Source organism: Priestia sp. BR_2, assembly GCF_041954005.1.
Lineage (GTDB): Bacteria > Bacillota > Bacilli > Paenibacillales > Paenibacillaceae > Paenibacillus_AQ > Paenibacillus_AQ lautus_A.
Map to the genome: position 1 here is coordinate 246,848 of NZ_JAVFHM010000139.1, position 24,494 is coordinate 271,341.

The following is a 24,494-nucleotide window of genomic DNA, read 5'->3' on the forward strand; positions in this document are numbered from 1 at the left end:
GGGACTCCTTATCATGGCTGATCGCCCATCCGGGTATCGCTATAAGAGCAGTAATGGTTCCTCTCCGCTACTCTTCTTCGACGCAAATCCGAGGGTTTGCCGACTTCTTCTTTAAGTTATACTGATGGAGCTTTCTCATGGTCTTGTAAAGCTGCTGTAATTCTTGGTCATCCAAAACATCAAACATGGAGGTTTGAAAATCCGACAGCAGCGGGATAATTTCTTCCAGCAAGGCTTGTCCCTTCTCGGTTAGCGAGATGTACTTCACCTTCCAATCCTGCTTGCGGACAATCAGGCCCAGCTTCTCCAGCCGTTTCACCATGTGGGAAACGCCGCCGCCGCTGATGGACAGATATTCGGCCAGCTCCTGCTGAGATAGAGGTTGGTGGGCCATGACCTGGATCAGCACGTCGAATTGGGCAACGGTAATGCAGAAAGGCTGCAAAAACTCATTCGAGATGTGATTGCCGATCTGCTGAAACCGGGTGATCCGAATCCATGACAGCATGGCTAACCGGTTCTCCTGATGAAATCCCAATTGCTTCATTGATTCCATTGACCTCCTCTATCGTAATCACAGTCAATTTATCACTCAAATGATAAGCTGTCAATTCATGTACATAAAGCTGATACCAGCCAGCATCAAGGCATACCAAGATGCGATATGCCGAGGGTCAGCAGGATTATGGGAATAATAAATCTGCCGGAGCAGGTCCAACCCGCTGAATACATACAGCTTTATATTTGATATATCAAATATCCCTGATTTTTGATCAAATGACATACCATTTAATCGAACTTTCAGTGCTCATCTTCTCTATTTAGCGGCTCGGCGGACGTTTCATTCCGAAGTATAACCAGGGATACTATCCTTATAATAACAACCATTCTTTAATAACCCCGTCTGATACATATAGGGAATTTCCAATCCAGCCTTTCCTTATGCTCAACCATAACAACCGTATCATCCTATTCAAATACATCTTTAAACTTTGACATTCTCCCTGAAAAATGATATATCAAATTTAGCGAGGTGATCTCATATGGAACAAATTCCACTATATCAACATATCGTCAACGCTCTAACAGCCAAGATTGAATCCGGGGAGCTTCAGGCTGGAGACCAGCTTCCGACCGAAGCCGAGATTTCCAAGGAATATAAGGTCAGCCGGATTACATCGAAGAGAGCGCTGAACGAGCTGGAGAATGCCAAGCTGATTTACCGGATCCAGGGCAAGGGGAGCTTCGTGAGCGACGCTAAGGCTGATCACCGACCATTGAGCAAGACTGGCAGAGAGATTCTGCTGATTCTCCCGTTCGCCCATAATCCGGGACTCGGCGATTACGAGAAAGGCATCAATGAATATCTCGCAACGACCGACTATAGCTTGAACATTCAGTCCAACACGATTGTCGGGCAGCGCAAGCTGTTGGAGTCTGCGCTTCAAAGCGCCTATTCCGGATTGATCCTCTACCCGATCAGCAGCATCGCGGACCTTGGGATTCTGTATCAATATCACCTGGCAAAGTACCCGCTTGTGACGATGGACAAGTGCATTGAAGGCATCCCCTTCCTGTCGGTCGTCTCCGATAACTTTGGCGGCGGATATCAAGCCTCCAAACATCTGATCGAGAACAATCACAAAAAAATCGCCTTTATCTCCTCCTTGAAGGTAGAGAATTCCTCTTCCATCCGGGAGCGTTATTTCGGTTACTTGAAGGCTCTGTATGATTACAGCCTGATCGATTACAGCGTCAATGACTTGACCGACCGTTACTTAACCCATGACCACGACAACGGCAGAGAATACTATATTCAGTTTATTCAGTCCGTCGTGAACCAAGGAATTACGGGGATTGTGGCAGAGAATGACCTCATTGCGATCGAAATCATTCAAATCGCCAAGGAGTTGGGCTTGTCCGTTCCGGACGATTTCTCCGTGGTCGGTTTTGACGACATTCATCTCGCGAGCTTCATTGAACCCAAGCTGACCACCATATCGCAGGACTTTGGACAGATGGGATATCAGGCTGCACGGAACCTCATATCCCTCATAGAGCACCCTCTGGAACACCCTCTTGAGAATGTGGTGATTCCCGTTCGGCTCATGGAACGCCAGACCGTGAAGAAGTTATAATCCGCCTATTCCTCAATAACAAAGGAGACTTTTACATGCTGAACTATGTCGATACCAGACAGGGCACCAACAACCAATATACCTTTTCCAACGGGAATGCACTCCCTTACACGGGTGTGCCGTTCGGTATGAACCACTATGTCGTGCAGACCAAAAACGAAGGAAGCTGGTTCTTCAACCCCAATGACCGCATCTTCCAAGGCATTCGCTTGACGCACCAGCCGAGCCCGTGGATGGGCGACTTCGCCCACTTCCTGATGACTCCGATCGCAGACGACAAAATCAGGGGCTCCGTCTTCACCTGCCAAAGCTCCTATCGGCCGGAGGAAGCGATATTCAAGCCTCATTATCTCAAAGTGAAGCAGCAGCGCTACAACATCACCACGGAGCTGGTACCGAGCTGCTATGGGGCGTCGCTGCGCATCAAATACAATTCCGGGCAGCAGGCTGGCCTCGTGCTGAACGTCCATAACCAAAGCGAGTTCCGGGTGGATGCTGCCCAGCGCAAAATGACCGGTTATGTCAGCAACTTCGCAGACTGTCACGATAAAGGATTCCGCATGTACGTGGCCATGAGCTTCAGCAAGGACGTGGATCTCTCTGCGACCGGTTACTACGACGCCGAAGGCCAGTTCTTCCCGGAGGTCGCTTTCGTCAATGCGGACCAGCATGTCGTCATTCGCTTCAAAGACTGTGAAAAGGGCACGCTGGATGTTAAGCTGGCGACCTCTTTCATCAGCCAGGAGCAAGCGGAGCTTAATCTGACGCGCGAGCTCGACACAACCTTGGACGAACAGAAAGAATTGGCGGCGGAAGCCTGGAATCATTACCTGAACAAAATCCGGGTCACTCACCCGAACGAGGAATATATGCGCACTTTCTATACCTGCCTTTACCGCATGTTCTTGTTCCCGCAGAAGTTCTATGAGCTCGATGCCGATATGGAGCCGGTTCATTACGACACAACGGCCCGATCCGTCAAGAAGGGCGTGCTCTATACCAATAACGGCTTCTGGGATACTTACAAGACCGTATATCCGCTCTATTCCATCATCGCGCCGAAGGAATATGAGGAAATGCTGGAAGGTTTCCTGAATTCTTACCGCGAGACCGGCTTCCTGCCAAAATGGCTGTCCCCGGATGAGCGCGGACTGATGCCGGGCACGCTTATTGACGCGGTCATCGCGGATGCGGCGGCTAAGGGACTCGCCCAGCATCTGCTCCCGGAACTGCTGGAGGCCATGCTGACCGCAGCCACCACGCAGAGCGGACAGAATTGTTATGGACGTCAAGGAACGCTGGACTACATCAAGTACGGTTACGTTCCGAGCAGCTATCATGAGAGCGTAAACCACACCCTGGATTACGCATACAGCGACTACTGCATCAGCCGCGTGGCCGATGTGTTGGGCCGGTCGGACATAGCCGCGCAGTACAGACAAAGCGCGCTCAACTATCAGAATATATTTGATGCGGAGACCGGCTTCATGCGGGCCAAAGATCAGAACGGTCAGTTCCGTCCGAATTTCAACGACACGAGCTGGGGACTCGATTATGCCGAGGGAAGCGCTTGGCAAACCAGCTTTGCCGTATTCCAGGATTTCCAAGGCTTGATCGAAGCGCATGGTTCGAAAGAACGCTTTTTCGACAAAATTACCGAATTGTGCAACAAAGCGCCAGACTTCGACGTCCGGGGCTACGGCTTTGAAATTCATGAGATGAGCGAGATGGCCGCCATCGATTATGGCCAGCTGGCGATTTCCAACCAGCCGAGCTTCCATATTCCTTATCTGTTCAACTATGTAGGGCAGCCCGCATCATCCCAGGTGATCCTCAAACAGCTGATGTCGAACCTGTTCAACAGCGGCTTTGACGGCTTCCCGGGCGACGAGGATAACGGCAGCATGTCCGGCTGGTATGTGTTCAGCTCCATGGGCTTCTATCCGGTATGTCCAGGCAGCAATGAATATGTGCTCGGCATCCCGCTGTTCGACAGCGTGAGCATTGAGCTGCCAAACGGCAAACAGATGTTGATTCATACCGACAACAACAATCCGCAGTCCAATTTCGTGGCGAACGTGCAATTGGAGGGACAGGATTACACTAAACTGTACATTACGCATGAGGATATTCTGGCAGGAAAATCCCTCGATTTCCGTCTTGGATTGGCTCCAAGCTACCGTCATTACAGTGCGGAGGAACTGCCGTTCTCGATATCGAAGAAGTAAGAGCTTCAGCTTAACTCGCATCATAAGGACATCCCATCAGGTCAGCGGCCTGGGGGATGCCTTTTTTTTGCGTATCCAGTTTTCCAGCGCCCATTCGTCATCATTGGAAGGCAGACCCGTGGGTCCCTTTCTCTAATATTGAAAATACAGGAATTTTCAAGATCGCCTCGGGTAACAATACACATGATTCGCATGACCCAATTGCTAAGAAACTGCGGGGTGATTATCGGTGTGGTCCGTCATTGCGTCTTATATTCCGAAGTGGACGATATTTTTCCAAGCCTTTCTGCTCTTTTTTGTCCCCGTCGTGATGCTGATGTTCTCCAAATGGTTTCACAAGTCAATCAACTCAAGCTTTTCCCTAAAGCCTAACATCCCCTCTTCACCCGTGAGGGAGGATAGCGTTTCGCCAGACGCTTCCCTAACGGGACTTTACGACACGGATATCACGTCGGTTCGCCAAGCGATCGGTGACAATGCGGACGTGGAAATCAGAGAATTTACGATACGGGGCACGCGAACGCGGGCGGTCGTCGTATATGTGGACGGATTGCTGGATAGCGACCTCATCGACACCCATCTTATAAGACCCCTGATGCTGGAGGGGGTTCCGGAAACGGAGCACGACAACTTTAATGACTCGAGCGATGCCATCAAAGCCTACATCAGCAGCCAGATGCTGCCGGTATGTGAGATTAAGCATGTTCGTCAATTATTGGACCTTGTACAAGCCGTTCTCGCAGGCACGCCCTGTTTATTGGTGGATGGAATGCAAGGAGCCTTTTTGGTGGGGTCGGCGAAGGGAAAAAGCCGAAACGTAGAAGAGCCTCTATCGGAAGCCCTTCTTCGAGGTCCCCGTATCGGATTTACCGAAAGATTGTCAGACAATACAGGCCTGCTTAGGCTTCATGGAAAAAATGAAAGTCTTCAGCTCACCCGATTCGAGGTCGGAAACCGGGTAAAAAAAGATCTGGTCGTCGCTTACATGAAGGACATCGCCGACCCCAATCTGGTGGATGAAGTCGTTACGCGCATCCGGAAAATTGAAATCGACGACCCGCTGGAATCGGGATACATCGAGCAATTGATTGAAGAAAACGTCATGAGTCCTTTTCAGCAAATCCAAAATACCGAGAGACCGGACAGGGTCATCGGCGCTTTGCTGGAGGGGCGGGTAGCCATCCTTCTTGACGGCACGCCCTACGCGTTAATCATGCCGGTCACGTTCAGCATGCTGCTCCAATCGCCTGAAGACTATTACGAGAGATGGATCTCGGGCTCCTTTGTCCGCTTATTGCGCTTTCTCTCCGCCCTTCTGGCGCTGCTGGCACCCGCACTGTACATTTCGTTTATTTCGTTTAATCCCGGGCTGATACCCACCAAGCTGGCGTTGACTATTATCGAGACGAGGCAGGGCGTGCCCTTTCCCTCGATCATCGAAGCGCTCATCATGGAGATCGCCATTGAAATTTTGCGGGAGGCCGGGATCCGGCTTCCGAAACCCATTGGACCTGCGATGGGCATCGTGGGCGGTCTGATTATTGGCGATGCTGCCGTAAATGCCGGAATTGTCAGTCCGTTTCTCGTTATTGTCGTAGCTGTAACCGCGATCTCCTCCTTCACGATCCCGGTCTATAGTGCCGGCATTACACTGCGCGTCCTCCGGTTTACCGCGATGTTCTTTGCGGCAGTGCTCGGTTTGTTCGGCGTCGTGATGTTCTTCCTTTTGCTGTGCAGTCATCTGGTCAGATTGAAGAGTTTTGGCGTGCCTTACGCAAGCCCCATGGTACCTTACGGTATCAACGACTTGAAGGATTTCCTCATCCGCTTCCCCTTGAAGGTGATGAAGAAACGCCCCCAACTGTTAAAACCGCAGGATCCCGATCGTCGAAACTAATCATTCCAAGCACGAAATGAGGTGAGGAACATGAGCAGCTCCAGTTTACAGCCCAAAGACCAAATTACCACTTCCCAGGCTGCCGTCATGATCATTAACTACATGCTGGGAGCCGGTATTCTCACGCTCCCGAGAACGACGGTAGAGGCTGCCAAAACCCCGGATGTATGGATATCCATTCTAATCTCCGGCATGATCATCATGCTTGCCGGATTCATCGTCGTGACGCTATGCCGCAGATTTCAGGGAAAAACCTATTTTCAATTCGTGCCCGAGATCACTGGTAAATGGGTGGCCTTCCTGTTGAGCTTGCTGGTCATTGCTTATCTCATTACCATTTCTGCTTTTGAAATCCGGGTGATGGCGGAAGTTACGGGGCTATACCTGCTTGAGGGCACACCCGTATGGATCATCGTGATGACGTTTATGTGGATCGGTCTGTATTTGACCACAGGAGGGATCAACTGCATCGCCAGAATGTACGAGATCATTTTGCCCATTACGCTGTTGTTCTTCATTATTGCAATTATGCTGAGCAGCAGCATATTCGACTTTAAAAATTTAAGGCCGGTGCTTGGATCGGGCATCATGCCCGTGCTGCAAGGCATTAAACCATCACTGTTATCGTTCACCGGTTACGAGATCATGTTTATTGCCATGGCATTCATGAAGTCACCCAAGAAAGGCACCAAAGCTATGCTCGTCGGCATTACGGTTCCTATGTTGATTTATTTGATCACCGTCATCATGGTCATCGGCGGGCTCTCCATTCACGGCGTACAGAAAAGAACCTGGCCCACCCTGGACTTAATGCGCAGTTTCGAGATGCAGGGCTTGATATTCGAGCGCTTTGAATCCCTGCTGCTTGTCATCTGGATCATGCAAATATTTTCGACCTTTACGGTAGCGCATTACGCGGCCTCGTTAGGCCTCTCCCAGCTGCTGAAGAAGAATGTACGCCCCTTTCTCTTCATCATGCTGCCCGTCATCTTCCTCCTTGCCATGATCCCGAAAGATGTGTCGGAGACGTTCAAGCTGGGAGATACCGTAGGCTATGTGTCGATTTATTTATTCGGAGGACTGCCGCTCATCCTATTATTGATCAGCAAGGTCCGCAGGAAAGGGATGAAGCCGAAATGAACAGATATTCGCGATATGTGTCGGTAGTAACGGCCAGCGTCCTGATGCTGCTGACAACCGGCTGCTGGAGCAGCAACGAGATCGAAGATGTCAGCGTCTATGTAGGCTTAGGACTGGATGCAGCGAATGAATCCCGATTCGAACGGGAGATCAACCAACAAGGGGCGACCTACCCCAAAAGGAAAGTGCTGACGGCGACGGTTCAGATCGTGCCCCCGATTACGAGCAAGAGTGAGAAACAAGGCGGATCCAGCTCGTCACCCCCCAGCAAAGCCTATCTGAATGAGCAATTAACGGGAGATTCCCTTATTCAGATCTTCCGCCAGTTTGCTCTGCGAAGAGACCGTCCGTTGATCGGCCATCATCTCAAGGTCATCGTCGTCTCAAGCGAACTCGCCAAACGGTACAGCCTGGAGCAGATCCTTGATTTTATTCTCCGGGATAATGATATCCGCCCCAGTTGCCTGGTAGTGGTGAGCCACCGGAGTGCACTTGAAGCGTTGAGCTCCACCGAACCCGGGGAGATCCCAGCTTTCTACTTGATGGGTCTTGTGGATAACCGCTATCGTTCCAACAAAATCCTTCCCCCAATGTCACTCATAAAGCTGGATAGCACCATGCAATCGGGAGAAAGCTTCCTGCTGCAAAATGTCGTTACCGCGCAAAGCGAGCATAAATTCTCGGGTGCCGCCATATTCAAAGGCAATACCAAAAAATTCATCGGGGAACTGAGCCAGTATGATCTGGAAGGCTTATCCTGGATCATGGAGGACGTGAAGGGAGGAGCGCTGAAAACGTACGCGCATAAAACCGGACATACTGTTATTTATGAGCCCAAGAATTCCCACAGCACCATTATCCCTAAGGTTCAGGGAGACGAAATATCATTTCATATCAAGGTCCGTTCGGAAGGCAGATTAATTGAGGATTGGAGCTTTCCGGAGATTCCCACAACCGAGCAATATATGAGAGAGTTGGAGCGACTGTTTGAAGAAGAAGCCCGTAAACAGATCGAACAGGTTCTGGATAAAATGCAGCATGTCTATCATGTAGACGTTGGGGGCTTTGCCGATCAGATCCGAATCAAATATCCAAAATTGTGGAAAAAAGTAGAGAAGGATTGGGATGAAACCTTTAGCCATATCCCAATTACGTATGAAGTCGACATGAAGATCACGGACTTCGGTTCCTCAACGGATTAAAGAGCGCTGACGCAATACCGTCAGCGCTCTTTTGCCTTGGTTTACACCAAAAACATCGCAACGACCGTCGTCACGGCAAGGCCTAGCAGCACCGGCTTCAGATTCCGTCTTGCCAGCTCGAACGGGCTGACCCCGCAGATGGCTGCGGCCGGAATCAGCGCCCATGGAATGAGCGTCCCGCCGCCTACCCAGATGGCGGCAACCTGGCCGAGCGCGGTCAAGGTAGCCGCACCTGAGCCGATGGCCGTGGCAAACAACTGCGCGATCGAGCCGGCGAGCGATATGCCGGAGAAGCCCGAACCGTCCAGACCCGTAATGGCACCGGTGATCGTCAACGTCACCGAACCCACGGCGCCGTTCAGCGGTACCGCATTCGCAAGGGCAACCCCCAGGTCGTTCACGATCCCATGGGATGCTTCCGGAAGCACTTTGCCGAACAGATCGCTGAACGCAGCATCCCCCAGATAGAAGAAAGCCGCAATGGGAATGACGGGACCGAACACCTTAAATCCGAACATGAAGCCCTCGATCAAATACGAGGTGACCTTCTCCAAACCGCGGTTGCGATGAGCGACCAGCGCAATGACGCCGAGGATCAGGACGGCTGTTCCGCCTACCAGGGCCGTCGCATCTCCGCCTTGCAGCTTCAAGATGAACATGGCCGCGACGTCTGCCGCGAACAGGAGCAGGATCGCGATGGCCAGCCATTTTTTCATGCCGGGAGAAACGGCTGCAACGGTATCATCCTCATCGGTTCGCGTGGTCAGCGCGTCTCCCGTGCTTTTGATGGAGACCAATCCATCCCTCCAGCTGCCATTGCGCTGATCTCTCTTCATCATCCAAAATGCCGCCACGGTCGTCACCAGCCCCATCACGATCACGAGCGGCACACTCGCGGCCATGACGCTGGCTACAGGCAATCCGGCTGCATCGGCAGTCAATTTAGGCGCGCCTTGAATGATATAATCCCCCGATAGCGCGATGCCGTGCCCGAACAGATTCATCGCCACGGCTGCTCCCAGGGCAGGCAAGCCGACCCGGATGGCAACGGGAAGCAGGACCGCCCCGATTAACGCTACCGCCGGTGACGGCCAGAAGAAAAAGGAGGTGACCATCATGATGATGCCGATGCCCCAGTAAGCCATAGCCGGAGTACGGAGAAAACGGGTTAGCGGGGCCACCATCGTCTCGTTGATCCCCGTCTTGATCAAGACCCGGCTCATCGCCACGATAATGGAAATAATCATGATCGTGCCCATCAGCTCTTTGGTCGCGTAGATAAATGAATTAAATACGCCGGAGACCGAGCCGCTCAGCGTCTCCGTTGCCAGAATGCCGAGCGCGAATATTCCGGTAATGCAAACCAGCGTCGTATCGCGCCGCCGGATCAACAGCGTCATGATCAATACGATAAACGCCAGGTAAACCCAGTGAATCGCGGTTAGATGAATTCCCATATGAAGCCACGCCCTTTCCCAGGCAGCAGGATTTGTGTGACTACATCTTATGCATGGGCCTGGGCAAGGGTTCATGCCCCGTACTTATCATACGCTTACGGATCTCCGGGAAGGGTGTGGTATAGTGAATGCAAGCCCCTGCTTTGCGTTAAAGGAGTTGATGACATGTATACCATTCTGATTGTGGAAGACGATGAAAGAATCGCGGATAAACTAAGGTCAGCGATCTCCAAATATGATTTCAACGTACGGATTATCGAAGATTTCAACCGCGTGATGGACATTTTTGCGGAGACGAAGCCGGATCTGGTTCTGCTGGACGTCAATCTGCCGAAATACGACGGATTCTACTGGTGCCGTCAAATCCGCACCCAATCCCACTGCCCGATCATCTTCATCTCGGCACGCGACAGCGGCATGGACCAGATCATGGCGCTCGAAAACGGGGCCGATGATTATATTACGAAGCCGTTTGACATGGAGCTTGTCCTGGCCAAAGTCCGCAGCCACCTGCGCCGCGCGGTCGGCGCCTATGCCTCCGGCCAGGAGGAGGAGCCTACCGTTGAAAGCGCCGGTCTCCTCCTGTATCCAGAGCGACTCCTCGTGACCTATGGAGACCGGTCGGCCGAGTTGACCCAGAAGGAAGCTGCCCTGCTGACGATGCTCATGGAAAAAGACGGCCGCGTGGTCAGCCGCGAGCGGCTCTTGGACCTCATGTGGGAAGATCAGCACTTCATTGACGACAATACGTTGAATGTTTATATTACGAGGGTTCGCCGCAAGCTTCGTGAACTCGGAGCCGGGGATCTCATCGAAACCGTCCGGGGAGCAGGCTACCGGTTCATGGCAGGCAAGGAGACCCTATGAAACTTTTTTTGAGGGAGCACCTCCCGCTCATGCTGTTTTTTGCCGTTCAAATGCTGCTTGTCCCCCTGCTGTACTGGCTTACCGGTGAAGGCAGACCCTTTACTGTCGTACTATACGGGGTACTGTTGAGCAGCGTCGTGCTGCTGGTCTATCTGGTGTACCGGTATCTCTCTCATCGCACGATGTATCAAGAGCTTTCCAGCCAGGAACTTTCGGAGGAGTTCTCCAATCCTCCTCTGGGCGATGCGCCGCTGCCGGAAGCGATCCACGAGCGGATCAGCCATTATGAACGCTTATACCGGGAACAGCTGCATCGGCATCAAAGCGGAACCGACCAGCATCTGGCCTTCGTCAACCGCTGGGTTCATCAGATGAAGACCCCGCTGTCGGTGATTCAATTAACGCTCGATGAAGTCGAAGAAGCACCCGCCGAACATATACGGGAAGAGCTTGAACGAATACGCAAAGGCCTCGAAATGGTGCTGTATACTGCACGCCTGGACCGGTTCGAGCAGGACTTCGCGGTAGAAGCCGTCGGACTCCGTGCCGCGGTCAGCGAATCCGTCGTGGAGAATCGAAAGCTATTCATTCGCAAAGGGATTACCCCGGTGTTTCGCATCGATGATCGGATCTCCGTCTACACGGATGCCAAATGGTTTCGATTTATGCTGGGTCAAATTCTGACGAACGCCGTGAACTACTCCGGCAGCCCCGGCAAGAAGATTCAATTCACTGCAGAAGAAGCAGGGAAACACATCAAACTTCGTATCCGCGATGAGGGGATCGGCATTGCACCGGAGGACATTAACCGGGTATTCCATCCCTACTTCACCGGCGAGCGCGGCCGGCAATATCATGAATCCACCGGCATGGGCCTGTATCTAGTCCGTGAAATCGCCCATAAGCTTGACCATTCCGTCGAACTGGAATCCACGCTCGGTGAGGGAACCACCGTTATTTTAACGCTGCGCACTGCAGCAATCCAAGGCACATCTTTTTCATAGGTGTGCCTTATTTTCATGGGCGGTTAAGCTTAAACTTCATGCCGGCATCTCAGGATACGAACAGAATATGCGAACATAACCTTATGGCAGATGTAAGCTCCGTTTCACCTAAATCCATAGCAGGAGCATGTCGGAATGCGGTAGAGTTAGGCTACACTGAGGTTATAGAAAGGAGCCTATGGATTTATGGATATTCTTGAAGTAAAGGCTTTAAACAAAGTATATGCGGGCAAAGTGGCGACACAAGCTCTTACCGATATTCATCTCACCATCAAAGAAGGAGAATTCGTCGGCATCATGGGGCCATCCGGCAGCGGCAAAACCACCCTGCTGAACATGGTATCCACCATCGACCGTCCAAGCTCGGGCGAGGTCAGGATCGGGGGCAGCAATCCTTACCAAATGAAAAAAAGCGAGCTTGCCCACTTCCGCCGGAGGCAGCTCGGCTTCGTGTTCCAGGATTTCAATCTGCTCGACACGCTAACGGTTGCCGAGAATATCGTGCTCCCGCTTACGCTGGACCGCCGTCCGCTCAAGGACATGGAATCGCTGCTGCAGCAAACCGCTTCGCGGCTTGGTATCCGGGAAATTCTGAATAAACGCGTGTACGAAATTTCGGGGGGCCAAAGGCAGCGCACCGCGATTGCCCGGGCGATCATCGGCTCGCCCCTGTTGCTGCTTGCGGATGAGCCTACGGGAGCGCTCGATTCCAATTCCTCTCGGATCGTGATGGAGTCGCTCGCCGAGATCAATGAGCGGGATCATACCACGTTAATGCTGGTTACGCATGATCCCCTGGCCGCAAGCTATTGCAACCGCATCGTTTTTATTAAAGACGGTAAGCTTGCCGCCGAGATTCACCGCGGAGAGAACCGGCAGGCCTTTTTCCAAAAAATCATCGATACGCTATCGTTCTGGGGAGGGAATACAAGTGAGCTTTCCTCAATTCGCGTTTAATAACGTCCGGCGGAATGCTCGCCAATACTTCGCTTACCTGCTGAGCAGCTCATTCATGGTCATGATTTTCTTTACGTACGCGGTATTCATCTACCATCCGGCCATCGAGAATTCGCCCATGGGCGCGATGACGCGTACGGGAATGACAATTGCCACGGTGATCGTCTATGTGTTTGCCTTCTTGTTCGTGCTGTATTCGATCAGCGTATTCCTGAAGTCGAGAAATCGGGAATTCGGCATTCTGACGATTCTGGGAGCGGAAGCCAAACAGATCAATTGGCTGATTTTCCTGGAGAACATTCTGATTGGCGCCATTGCCATCGTAACGGGCATCGCCAGCGGAATGCTGTTATCCAAGGTGTTCCTGCTCATCAGCACCAAGGTGATCGATATGGACGAGCTGCCGTTCTATTGGCCAGTCAAAGCGATGCTGCTGACCGCAGGTGCGTTCGCTGCACTGTTTCTCGTCATTTCGCTCTTTACCTTGTTATTTATCCGGAAGAATCAAGTTCTGGAGCTTCTCAAAGGCACCAGCAAACCGAAAACCGAACCGAAAGCCAATCTGTTCCTGGCCCTCTTAGGCGTGGTGCTGCTTACCATCGGCTTTTCCGTCCTTCGTGTCAAAGCGTTAGACCCTGCGGGATTGATAATCGCTGCGGCAACCGGAATTATGGGCACGTATTTCTTCTACTCCCAGCTGTCCGTGTGGATTGTCCGCATGCTGCAGCGAAGTCGCAGGACCACCTGGAAAGGAACAAACCTGCTGTGGATTTCCGAAATGAGTTACAAGATTAAGGATAATGCCCGCATGCTGTTTCTGGTCACGGTTGTGGTAGCGCTGGCTTCCATGAGCACCGGTTTCGTACTGGCCATGCAGCAATCGATCAAATCGGTATATTTGGATAACCCGTACGCGCTCAGCTACACCTACTATAACAATACCGACGAGATTAAGGCGCAGGAAGAATTGGCCCTGATTGACAATCGCCTGCAGACAGAAGGGCTGGAGTATAAACGGGCGGAGGTCGAAACCATCTACTATCGCTTGTCAGCGAATGGGGAGGATTCCTTACACATCATGCCGCAATCCCAATACGACCGTTTGGCTGCTATGATGAATACCAAGCCGGCCGGGACACTCGGCGAGAATGAAGCCTTATTGACGGAAACCCCGAATGCAGCGAGGAAGAGTAAAGGGAAGCTAACGGAAGCAGATATCGAATTATCCGGTCAACCCTACTCTTTCATCCTGGAGAACCGCACAGACCGGATTGCGGCTTTGGTATATAGCGGCAGATTGCTGGTCGTTACGGACACCATGTTTGAAGAGTTGAGGGGCGGGAACAAAGCAAATGAAATCAGTGTGAATCATACGTATCCGTTTATTCTTCCCGATTCCCAAGGACTCCCCGGGAAGGATGATCCCGAAACCAAGCTCGGTCTTGAGCTGTCGGAGTGGAACGGAAGTGCAGTCAGCGAAGGCTATATAGAATCCAGGGCGGAGAGCTATTACGTCAATAAACAGGGATTTTCGTTATTCAGCTTTATCGGGGTGTTTGTCGCCCTGATCTTCTCGATCTCAACCGCAAGCTTCCTGTATTTCAAACTGCATACGGAGCTTTCGGCCGATCAGGCGATGTACCGTTCCCTGTCCAAGATCGGACTCAGCGCGCGAGAGATGAACATCTCCGCAACCATTCAGATTGCCGTGCTGTTCTTTATTCCCATCCTGGTTGCAGCCCTGCAGTCCTTGGTCGTGCTCGACCCGATTCTAGGCTACCTGGATGTCCCGAATGTAAACGGACCTGTAATGGCAGCCTCATCGGCATTCTTAGTCGCCCAAATGATATATTTCCTGATCGCCAGAGCCCGTTATATTAAATCCGTGAACAGGATGATGGTGTGATCATGCATGCAGGACAACACGACGCCGCGACTCGGTATGGCCCTTCCCTTGAAAAGACACGCTTGTACTCTTTGGACCAATTCAGGGGATTTGCCCTCCTTGGACTGCCGTTTGTCAACGTGTTGGGACTCTGGCTCATCGCCACACCCGAAACGGCAGCTGATTATTGGCTTCAGCGAGGACTTAACTTTTTTGTGGAAGCCCGATTTTATACCATCTTCACGTTTCTGTTCGGACTTGGATTCTACATGTTTCTATCACGAAGCGCTACAACGGGCGGAAAGCCAAGACTTCGGCTGTATATTCGCCGGTTAGCGATTCTGGTGCTGATCGGCTTCATCCATCAGCAGTATCAATCGGGGGAAGCATTATTCTATTACGCGGTTGTTGGCCTGCTTGCGGTTCCTCTCTACTGGGCTCCGCGAAGGGTTAACCTTCTCATCGGATCGGCGGGGTTTGTTCTGGCGGCCGTTATGGGCGTCAAACTCCTCACCATCCCTTTCCTGATCGTATTAGGTCTAGCTGCTGGCCAATATCGATTACTCGATGCGATCAACAAGGGACTAAGATTACGCTCGTTGCGCATGATTTGGATACCGTCTCTGTTAGGAACGATTGTGGCCATCGGCGTCATGTGGTGGGTAGCGCCTTCCGAGCCGATGCCATCGTTTCTGTTCGAGGTAGCAGGCGAGTCGCCGTCGCCAACCATGGAAGCCGCCTTCACTCTGGCACATATCGGGGTGGCGACAGGCCCTCTCGTATCCGTATTTTATCTAAGCTCTCTCTTAATGCTTGGACGTACCCGCGTAGGTGCGAAGATGCTGTATCCGTTACAGGCATACGGGCGTATGGCGCTTACCAACTACATTGGGCAAACCGTCTTTCTGGTAGGCATTCAGCGCTTCATGCTGAACACCACACCGACGACTTATGTCGTGTCCTCGCTCGTTTCCCTGGGTATTGTGATATTCCAGATCATAGCCAGCCAACTGTGGATGCGTTGGTTCCAATACGGACCTTTGGAATGGTTGTGGCGATGCGGTACCTATTGGACCCTCGTGCCGATTCGCAAACAAACAGGAGACCTATAGGTCTCCTGTTTTTTGGTTTGTCTTTGCCCGATGACGGAATCGATGATAATCCTTAATTCCGGAAGCAGCCGTGCTGCAGGTTTTCCAAGTGTTCTCCCCAAGTTGCTGCCCAGCTTGATCCGTCATTCCTTCTACCTCATCCGCCGCTCTAAACGCCGTATTTCCTCCTCGATCACAATCATACCCGCCTCGATTCGGGGTTTCTCCACCCCGATGATACATAACCGAATCCGGTCGTTGCCCTGATTCTCAGGCAGCAGATGCTGATCCACGTTCGTAATCGAGATACCTCTCAGCAGCAAGCGATCCTGAAGTGCGGATGCCTTTACATACTGGGGCAGCCGGATGGTGATGAACACGCCGGAGGAGGGGCACGTATAGTGAATGCCGCTGCCGAAGACACGGGCACATACCTCGATGGCATAGCGCATCTTCTCCCGGTAATGCTCCCGGATGCGGGCTGCATGGCGGTTGTACATGCCGCTCTTGATATAAAGTTCAAGCGCGCCTTGGGAGAGGATCGGCGACGATATGTCTGCGGCGTTTTTATGCCTAATAAATGGATCCAACAGCCGATCCGGAAGAAGGACGGCGCCCATCCGAATGCCTGGCAGGATCGTCTTCGAGAAGCTTTTGACATAGATGACATGGTCCGACTGATCCAGTGCGTACAACGGGTCCGCCTTCGAATCCTCCTCCAGGTCCGCCAGATAATCGTCCTCCACGATATAGACATCATACTGCCGGGCGAGATCCGCGATACGCCTCTTCTGCTCCAGCGAATACGAGGTGCCTAACGGGTTGAGGAATCGCGGCACCGTGTAGAACAGCTTAATCTGTCCGCTGCGAAAATAAGACTCCAGTACCTCCAGGTCGATACCATGCTCATCCCGATGGATGCCGATCACCGGACAGCCTGCAACGCGCGCCGCCGCCAAGAAACCGAAATACGTCGGCTGCTCCACCAGGACCGCCCGTCCCTCCTCATCCGGGAAAGGCATGCGCGTCAGGATCGAGAAGGCCTGCTGAGCCCCGGTCACCACAGCGATTTGATCAGGTTTAGCGAACATTTGCTGCGCGTGAAAATACCTGCTCAGTTCATTCCTTAACGAAAAGATCCCCTGTGGATCGGTGTAACCGAACAGCTCCTCCTTGTATAAGGAAATCGCCTTGCGCAGGCAGTGCTCCATCTCCTGAAACGGCAAAAAATCGCCCCGGGGCGTCGTTGAGGCGAAATCAATCGGCCCGCTTTCCGTCCGCGCAGAGGCTGAGCCCCTCCCCTCCACGAGATAGTAACCGCTCTTGGGGACCGGGTAGATGACATCATCGCGCTCCAAGGTCTGATACGCACGAACGACCGTATTGGGACTGCAGGAGAACATTTTGGCCAAGGCTCTGACCGATGGCAGCTTATGACCTGATCGGATATGCCCCCTCTCCACTTCACGGATCATATGGGCAACAATTTGTTCGTGCTTCGTGTCCATCCCGCTTATCCCCCTGTATTGATACAGTTGCTCTAAATTGTCCTGTTCATTTCCGATTCCATGATTAAAATTAGCTTATTGCATGACATAGCGGAAGTAAAGACTTGGGAGAGGGGCTGACGGGGTTGCGATGAAAAGAGACCGGGGTTATGCATGGGTCATTCTCATATTTCTATGGATGCTAGGGTTTGCGGCGGCCATCAGCCGGTTTGTCATGTCTTATTACCAGCACGAAATGGCAAGGGATTTAAGCGTCGACCTCACCTTTATCAGCTTCACCTGGTCCGTTAACATTGCCGTTGCCGCCATCTGTTCTCCGCTCGGCGGATGGTTGACCGATCGATACGGTCCCAAAAAAATGATGCTCCTGAACGCCCTGTTTGGCGTGATGTCCATGCTGACCGTGCTTACGTTTCGTCATCCGGCGGGATTCTTCCTGGGGCTCGGGCTGCTCTCCGGCCTTTCCGGCATGGCTGCAAGTACAGGTTATGTCGTGGTCACAAGCTGGTTCAGCCGCCATAAAGCGAAGGCACTCATGATCATGACCAGCGCGAGCTCGCTCGGCCTGGCCATTCTGACGCCTCTATTTGTAAGCAACCGGGACTGGCTCGATTGGACAACGGCATTCACGTTCACCTTCTGGATCACGCTTGTATCCATACCGCTCACCCTGCTTATCATGAAAGAACGAAAGCGCGAAGAGCACGAAGCCGACCCCTCCGCTGCTGAATCGCCCCCAACGGCTGGGAGGCCACGGATCCTCCCGATCGCCAAGGAGATGGTAACCAGCCGCACCGTGCTTCTGGTGGTCTTCGCTTTGTTCACATGCGGCTTCAGCATGGGAACGGTTGAAATGCACCTGATGGCCATCCATCGCCATCATCAGATCAGTTCGGTAATGTTCACGTCCTCACTGAGTATTCTCGGTTTGCTTGAGCTGACAGGCGGACTGCTGTTTGCCTTCCTCCTGGACCGGATGTCGAGGAGTTTGGCCTTGTCCTTCCTGTACGTTTTTCGAATCGTGGCCTTTATGGTGCTGTATCTGCACTTCAGCGCCTCTCCGATCCTCTTCTCGATCATCTTCGGAGCCAGCTATTTAGGAGCCATTCCGGGCGGTATTCTGGTAGCTGGCGAGGCCATGGGCCATCGCTCCGTTGGATTGCAGGCCGGAACGCTGCTTATTTTCCATCAGGCGGGCGCCGTTCTCGGCTCCTTCTCCGGCGGATTCCTGTATGACCTTACGAACAGCTACCAAGCGCTGATCGGGATCAACCTGATTTTCAGCGCTCTGTCGGCCATGGGCTATTACCGGATTCATCGTGCGCTGAATCGAAGGCGTTCCGTTCCAGGTCAGCCGGGCGGCGCCAACTTAAAAAAATCACTATAGGCAGGTGTTTTTGATGAAAATGGCTTTCATTCTATTCCATGGCATGACGGCTCTGGATCTGATCGGCTTCACCGAAGTCATGACCCGGCTTGCCCGCATCCGTCCCGAAGCGGATATATCCTGGGATTATTGCGCGCTGAGCACGCAAATTACCGATGATCGCGGATTGGCGTATGTCGTATCCCGGGTCAAACCGGATCTTTCGGAATACGATCTGGTCTTCGTGCCTGGCGGCTTTACCACGAGGGAGCTGAGGTGCGACCCCGATGTGCTGACTTGGCTGCAGACCGCCCGGGAAGCCAAACATCTCGTATCCGTCTGCACCGGATCGCTGCTTCTGGGCGCGGCCGGCTTGCTGGAGGGCAAGCGGGCTACCACCAACGCTTCGGCTTACGAGCTGTTGACACCCTACTGCAAGGAAGTTGTTCAAGCACGCATTGTACAGGACGGCCGTCTCTTTACGGGCAGCGGAGTGTCATCGTCCATTGATCTCGGCTTATATGTGCTCGAAAGGCTAACCGATGCAGCGACGGCAGAACGGGTCCAGACGGATATGAGCTACCCCTATTACCGGACGGGAACCTCATCCGCCGTATATCATGCGAAGACAGGCATGTAAATCCGGATGCGGCGACCGGGGAACTTGCCCTATATTATGGAAGCCGCTCTCCCCCCCGCAGGAGTCACGATTTCATTACGCATAAGCACGGAGCCGGTCATCAATCAGCCTGAGCAGCCAATCTCTTTCCCCGGGAACATCCTCTCTCAGCCTGGCCGCCGCTACGGGCAGCATCCACCGGTCGATATCCTCCAGCTTCGCACGGGATAATCGGCAGTACTCGTTCAGGTATACTCTATTCCACAGCATGCGGGCCATCCGAAGCGGAAGCTCCAGGATGCCCGGCTGATCGACCGGGTTAAACGGCGATTGGAACATGAGCGATGTCCTGGCGACGTCGCATAGCGGGTTACCCACATGGGCATTGTTCCAGTCGATCGCCCGGCATCCGTTCTCCGCGACGATCACATTGTCCGGGTGAAAGTCGCCATGGCAGATGGAATCGCCTTCCGGAAATGAATCCAGCACCTTGCATATGGCCTGCGCTTTTTCTTGCAGGATGCCGCTTGCATCAAGAATCGCGTGTTCCAGCTTTTCTTTTTGCGGCGGCAGCAGGCTGGTCGTGCAGCTGTGCGTCGCATGTTGGAGCTGCGCCATATCCCGGGCGCACTTCGTTAGCTGAAACGGTGCCGATTGAACCTGACGCAGCATCGAAGGGCCCGTAATCCGTTCATACACCAGCCCCGTACGTCCTTCAATATCCACCATGTCAAAGACGGAAGGGGCGGGAACCCCCGCTTCCGCAACGATGCGGCCCATCTCCGCCTCATACGTCACCCATTCCGGGCGATACCCTTCATAATACAGCTTTAGTGCCTGAGACTCTCCCCATTCATAGACCTCTGCACTCCTGCCTTTTCCAATCAGCGCACCCTTCTTCAAAAGCTCATCCTCCACATCTTTATGTCAGCTGGATTTTGAATTCGAACGCATCATCATCCGCTGAATCCAGCCTGGCTTCTGAATCCGGCAGTTATGAAACGCCGATATCTTCCACTCTCCGTTCACTTTGACCAGCACGTTGGTATTAATGGAGAAGCGGCCGGTGGGCGGCTTCTTATGGAATCTGAGCTGCACCGCTCCCGTAGCCTGGGCTATCGCAAGCTCCGGGGTCAGGAAACGCAGCTGCGTCGGGGTCGGTCCCGCTACCAGTTTGGAGTCGCGGAGCACCCCGTCCCACAGCTTCCGATGAACCTCATCAATCTCTTGGCGGCCCTTCAAGTGCTGTCCGCTAAACGTTACGTAATCCGCATCATCGGTAAAGCATTCCGCATAAGCCCGGCCATTCCCTTCTCCCCACGCCTTGGACAGCGAATCGAATAATCTCAGGATCGCCTGACGATCCTCGTGCGTTCCGTTCATCAGCCTTATCTCCTTTCTTGCTATTAAGGGGGAATCACGAATCCTCTTTGAACACATTGTACGATAATCCGGCCGAACTGAATTCCCGCCCCGGGATGAAAACAGACTCGGTCTTGGGACCGAGTGGTTCCTTCAGTTCCGGCGAGTTGCGTTCTTTACGTAGGCAGGAGAGCGGGATATGATATCGTTATCCACGAGAGACCGAATCATAAAGGAGGTAGCAAACGGTATGATGAAGATCAGCGTTTTTGCCAAGGTCAGCGGCATTTCCATCAAAACATTGCGTTATTATGATGAGCTGGGCCTGTTAAGGCCGGCCCATGTTGATGAGCAAAGCGGATACCGTTACTATTCCGAGGAGCAGCTTCTGACCGTCAAGCGGATTGCTGCCTACAAGGAACAGGGGTTTACCTTGGAACAGCTCAAGGATTTTTTTGAAGAGGATATAGGAACCGATGTCGTAAAGAACAAACTTGCGGATAAAATGACGGAGCTTCGACATGCGATGCAGACCCTCCAGCTGCAGCTGGATGAGGTGAACAGCAGAATGTCGCGCTTGGAGCCATCGGAAGCCGGTGATCCGGCAGGCTTCATCCGTATTCGGGAAGTCCCATCCCAGCTCGCCGCATCGATTCGCGACCAAGTCCCCCGCAGCCAGCTATGTCTCTTGCTTGATGAGATTACGAAATATGCGACCTCTTATGGAGAAGAGGAAGCTAGCCAGTTAACCATCCTTTGGCATGATCACGGCAGCGAGAATGTCGACATCGCCGACATTGAAGTCGCAATCCCCATAACCAGGGACATACCTGTTAATGGCCGTGTTCGTGTGGACTACCTGCCGATGCTTCAATCCGCCGCATCTCTTGTACATCGTTGTGATCCGTACGGTTATAGCTGTCCCGTTGCACCCGAGCTCAAAGCATGGATTTCGTCCCAAGGCCTCGTTCAATCGGATCGGGAGCCGATCCGCGAAATTTATCTCACCTCGGATAAAGATATCTATGGCAAGAAGCGCCCCGCGGAATTGCTTATCCCCTTACAAGGTAACGCGTTTTAACCCATCCTTATCGTGATAGGCTGCCGGAGCGGGCCTCTGCCCAGCCTCCATCCGTACTTGCAGCAGCAGTAATCGCCATGTCTTTGTTGTTCATGAATAACTCTCGAAAAGTTCTAAATCAACCTCTTGACTCTCCCCCTAACCGGAGAGTGTACAGTAGCTTTAAATCAAACAAGAGGAGTGGAGTTTCATGAAACGATTGGAAAACAAAGTTGCATTGGTTACAGGCGGAAGCCGAGGAATCGGTAAAGGAATCGCGCTTCGGTTGGCGGAAGAAGGGGCGCTGGTCGTTGTTCATTACGGAAACCGCCGGGATGCTGCGGATGAGGTTGTGCAGACCATACAGGTTCAAGGCGGGCGAGCTATCGCCTTAGGTGCTGGGCTGGAATCGGTAGATGGAGCCAAGGGGCTTATCCATTCGCTGAAGGAGGAGCTGCTGCGTGTAACGGGGGACCAGCATTTTGATATTCTGGTGAATAACGCAGGCATCGGAACCTCAAAGACCTTTGAAGAGACGACCGAGGAGAGCTTCGACGAGCTGCTTGCCGTTAATGTAAAAGCACCGTTCTTCCTGGTCCAACAGGCTCTGCCGCTCCTGCGTGACGGCGGGCGCATCGTCAACATCTCCTCCGGTGTGACGCGTATCGCCTATCCGCATATTATGGCTTACAACATCACCAAGGGAGCCATCAATACGTTCACCTTGCACCTCGCCAAGCTGCTGGGTCCACGCGGGATCACGGTGAATGCGGTTCTTCCGGGCATCGTGGATACGGACGTGAATGCTGCATGGCTTCATACTCCGGAAGGGCAGCAGCATGCCGCAGAGATGTCAGCGCTTGGCCGAATCGGTCAGCCGTCGGATATTGCGGACGTCGTAGCGTTTCTGTCATCAAGTGACGGGCGCTGGGTCACGGGACAGATGGTCGATGCAACCGGCGGCTCTCATCTGTAACTATGAAAAGAGCTATCCTTGCTTGGCATTAACGCCAGAAAGGATAGCTCTTTTGCTGTATTCTATTGTTAATCGGATTCGTCACTCTGCTCAATATCGCTCTTTTCCTATGTCTTCGGTTAATCGGCTTCAGCTATCCGCACAACCGACTTCCGCTCCGGGTTCCAGCGCCATGACGGATCCTTCCCCCTTACCTGCAAGCCTCCTACCCATTTATCGATCGTTGCGGCGGAGGCATAGTCGGTCTTACCGGCCAGCACCTCATGCCCCAAACTCGTCACTTGCAGCACCCGCTCTTGAAAATGGGGTACAGCCAGTTTGAAGTCAGGAAACGAAGCTGTGCCATCGATAACCAGCAAGGAATCCGATCCCTCCGTCATCTTCGCCAGGTAATACCAGAATTCCAGGTCTCCCATTCCGAGTGTATGAAGCCGGTCACCTACATTGCGAAATAACTCGTACGGCGTATGGATTCCGCCCGCTACAGCCTCTAACGTCGTCTGCTCGATGATCCCGAGTCCATGGCTCACAGAGGGCAGCCGTGCCAGATGGGCCTCGAATGCATCCTTCGCAAAAGGCAGCGCCGAGGAATCCACCTCCAGCATGCGCTGATGTTTCTCCGGCAGATCCGAGGTATAGGCTTCCCACAACATGCTGCCCAGCATAAGCTCTTCGTCTCCAATCGCATGCCATGTGCCCGACAAAGTCTCGAGCTGCTCTGCGCTAAGCTGCCCCAGCCCGCGAAAAAGCTCGATGCCCGGGTATGCGCCAATGCATAGCAGACTCAGCCTCGTATTCCCCAGTGACTGTTCCTTAAACCAATGCAGCAAGTAGGCCAGCATGGTCTGGTCAAACAGGTCATGCTCAAACCAGAGCACAACTTCGTCATATTTTCGAAAATCCTGGAGCTTCCTCTCCTGCGACTGGCAGGTCCCGATATATTCCTTCTGCGGAATCCCCAGCGTTTGCTCCAAATACTGAGCTCTTGTTCTCCGATGATCCGGCTCGTCCATCTTCGTGAAGACCGGACCAAACGAATATAGCTCCCTCCACACCAGGATATCTCCTTGAATGTTCCCTTGCTTCAGCTTATCCCCTACCGAATCCCCGTTAACGATATGCAGCATGCGCTTTCCTCCCTCATACAGATCGGTGAACACCGATACAAAGTCGGCTACGTGCAGCGTGTTCTTCAGCTTCCGCCGGGCATCAAAAAGCCGTTTCTTCAAAGCCGGCAAGGAAATGTCCAAATATTGCGAAATCTCACGCAGGCTGTAGCCTTGAAAATAATAGAGCTGGACCGCAATCCTCATGCCGGGTGGCAAGTCCGCGATCGTGGCATGCAGCTGACCGATCAGCTCTCTCTTTTCCACGACCGACTCCAAGCTTCGCTGATCTCCCATCGGCAATTCTATCTCATGCAGCGGAAACGTCTGCAATTGCTTGCGGCGCAAGTCTCTGTAACACTGCCGCTCCACGATCACTTTGAACCATCCGGGGAAACGCCGGGGATCCTGCAGCTTATGCAGATTCGCAAAGGCATCCGTAAAGGCCTCCTGCACGGCGTCCTCCGCCAAATGAGAATCCTGCAGCTTATCGTAGGCCACGGCCAGCGCCATGCCGGTAAAATGCCAGACCAGGCTTTCCTGGGCCTCCGCACTTCCCCTCCGTGCTTCCTCAATCCACTGGATCACGCTCACTTCACCTCCCTCCCGGTGTCTCTATCCCTTAAGTGCC

20 protein-coding genes are annotated in these 24,494 nt (G+C 52.8%); 14 read left to right on the top strand and 6 right to left on the bottom strand.

Annotated elements, in window-relative coordinates:
* Positions 1-67 precede the first annotated feature (67 nt).
* Positions 68-547: a MarR family winged helix-turn-helix transcriptional regulator gene (locus tag RB298_RS06265; RefSeq protein ID WP_096775710.1), complete on the bottom strand. Its 480-nt coding sequence runs from the start codon at positions 545-547 to the stop codon at positions 68-70.
* Positions 548-1,043: 496 nt separating this feature from the next.
* On the opposite strand from RB298_RS06265, the gene RB298_RS06270 reads away from it, so the two are divergent.
* From RB298_RS06270 to RB298_RS06290, 5 genes are all read left to right on the top strand, one after another.
* Entirely contained in the window at positions 1,044-2,138 is a 1,095-nt protein-coding gene (locus RB298_RS06270) for a GntR family transcriptional regulator (RefSeq protein WP_486046370.1), read from the top strand.
* 35 nt (positions 2,139-2,173) lie between these two features.
* Positions 2,174-4,366 carry a GH92 family glycosyl hydrolase gene (locus tag RB298_RS06275; protein ID WP_486046372.1) on the top strand — a complete coding sequence of 731 codons (2,193 nt, stop codon included), beginning with the start codon at positions 2,174-2,176 and terminating at the stop codon, positions 4,364-4,366.
* A 229-nt stretch (positions 4,367-4,595) separates the two neighbouring features.
* On the top strand, positions 4,596-6,263 hold the full coding sequence (locus tag RB298_RS06280) for a spore germination protein (protein WP_486046374.1): 1,668 nt from the start codon (positions 4,596-4,598) through the stop codon (positions 6,261-6,263).
* 30 nt (positions 6,264-6,293) lie between these two features.
* Positions 6,294-7,403 (top strand): spore germination protein, encoded by a 1,110-nt coding sequence (locus RB298_RS06285; RefSeq protein WP_486046376.1) that lies wholly within the window; start codon positions 6,294-6,296, stop codon positions 7,401-7,403.
* On the top strand, positions 7,400-8,605 hold the full coding sequence (locus tag RB298_RS06290; RefSeq protein ID WP_096775705.1) for a Ger(x)C family spore germination protein: 1,206 nt from the start codon (positions 7,400-7,402) through the stop codon (positions 8,603-8,605). Before RB298_RS06285 ends, RB298_RS06290 begins: the two co-directional genes overlap by 4 nt.
* A 41-nt stretch (positions 8,606-8,646) precedes the next feature.
* Here the strand turns inward: RB298_RS06290 and RB298_RS06295 are convergent, their stop codons facing one another.
* The gene (locus RB298_RS06295; RefSeq protein WP_015737942.1) at positions 8,647-10,062 is read right to left on the bottom strand and encodes a hypothetical protein; all 1,416 of its coding nucleotides are present in this window, start codon (positions 10,060-10,062) and stop codon (positions 8,647-8,649) included.
* Between the two features lie 165 nt (positions 10,063-10,227).
* Between RB298_RS06295 and RB298_RS06300 the strand changes: the two genes are divergently transcribed.
* From RB298_RS06300 to RB298_RS06320, 5 genes are all read left to right on the top strand, one after another.
* Positions 10,228-10,929, top strand: a complete 702-nt coding sequence (locus RB298_RS06300; RefSeq protein WP_192570273.1) for a response regulator transcription factor — start codon at positions 10,228-10,230, stop codon at positions 10,927-10,929.
* Positions 10,926-11,933 carry a sensor histidine kinase gene (locus RB298_RS06305; RefSeq protein WP_015737944.1) on the top strand — a complete coding sequence of 336 codons (1,008 nt, stop codon included), beginning with the start codon at positions 10,926-10,928 and terminating at the stop codon, positions 11,931-11,933. The genes RB298_RS06300 and RB298_RS06305 overlap by 4 nt, the downstream gene beginning before the upstream one ends.
* A gap of 186 nt (positions 11,934-12,119) precedes the next feature.
* On the top strand, positions 12,120-12,890 hold the full coding sequence (locus RB298_RS06310) for an ABC transporter ATP-binding protein (protein ID WP_375121578.1): 771 nt from the start codon (positions 12,120-12,122) through the stop codon (positions 12,888-12,890).
* Positions 12,865-14,796, top strand: coding sequence for an FtsX-like permease family protein (locus tag RB298_RS06315; protein WP_486046380.1), 1,932 nt, complete (start codon positions 12,865-12,867; stop codon positions 14,794-14,796). The genes RB298_RS06310 and RB298_RS06315 overlap by 26 nt, the downstream gene beginning before the upstream one ends.
* Before the next feature lie 2 nt (positions 14,797-14,798).
* Entirely contained in the window at positions 14,799-15,887 is a 1,089-nt protein-coding gene (locus tag RB298_RS06320; protein WP_486046382.1) for a DUF418 domain-containing protein, read from the top strand.
* Between the two features lie 131 nt (positions 15,888-16,018).
* Here RB298_RS06320 and RB298_RS06325 read toward each other — a convergent pair whose 3' ends face one another.
* The gene (locus RB298_RS06325; protein WP_486046384.1) at positions 16,019-17,374 is read right to left on the bottom strand and encodes an aminotransferase-like domain-containing protein; all 1,356 of its coding nucleotides are present in this window, start codon (positions 17,372-17,374) and stop codon (positions 16,019-16,021) included.
* Between the two features lie 130 nt (positions 17,375-17,504).
* Here RB298_RS06325 and RB298_RS06330 point away from each other — a divergent pair, with 130 nt between their 5' ends.
* Entirely contained in the window at positions 17,505-18,761 is a 1,257-nt protein-coding gene (locus RB298_RS06330; protein ID WP_486046386.1) for an MFS transporter, read from the top strand.
* 13 nt (positions 18,762-18,774) lie between these two features.
* On the top strand, positions 18,775-19,380 hold the full coding sequence (locus tag RB298_RS06335) for a DJ-1/PfpI family protein (RefSeq protein WP_036659403.1): 606 nt from the start codon (positions 18,775-18,777) through the stop codon (positions 19,378-19,380).
* Positions 19,381-19,455: 75 nt separating this feature from the next.
* Here RB298_RS06335 and RB298_RS06340 read toward each other — a convergent pair whose 3' ends face one another.
* The gene (locus RB298_RS06340; protein WP_486046388.1) at positions 19,456-20,262 is read right to left on the bottom strand and encodes a phosphotransferase family protein; all 807 of its coding nucleotides are present in this window, start codon (positions 20,260-20,262) and stop codon (positions 19,456-19,458) included.
* A gap of 24 nt (positions 20,263-20,286) precedes the next feature.
* On the bottom strand, positions 20,287-20,742 hold the full coding sequence (locus tag RB298_RS06345; protein WP_486046390.1) for an SgcJ/EcaC family oxidoreductase: 456 nt from the start codon (positions 20,740-20,742) through the stop codon (positions 20,287-20,289).
* A 229-nt stretch (positions 20,743-20,971) separates the two neighbouring features.
* On the opposite strand from RB298_RS06345, the gene RB298_RS06350 reads away from it, so the two are divergent.
* Both RB298_RS06350 and RB298_RS06355 read left to right on the top strand, forming a co-directional pair.
* Entirely contained in the window at positions 20,972-21,802 is an 831-nt protein-coding gene (locus RB298_RS06350; RefSeq protein WP_486046392.1) for a MerR family transcriptional regulator, read from the top strand.
* Between the two features lie 190 nt (positions 21,803-21,992).
* Positions 21,993-22,757, top strand: coding sequence for an SDR family oxidoreductase (locus RB298_RS06355; RefSeq protein ID WP_096775695.1), 765 nt, complete (start codon positions 21,993-21,995; stop codon positions 22,755-22,757).
* 119 nt (positions 22,758-22,876) lie between these two features.
* On the opposite strand, the gene RB298_RS06360 is transcribed toward RB298_RS06355, so the two are convergent.
* On the bottom strand, positions 22,877-24,457 hold the full coding sequence (locus RB298_RS06360; protein ID WP_486046394.1) for a sigma-70 family RNA polymerase sigma factor: 1,581 nt from the start codon (positions 24,455-24,457) through the stop codon (positions 22,877-22,879).
* Positions 24,458-24,494: the final 37 nt, after the last annotated feature.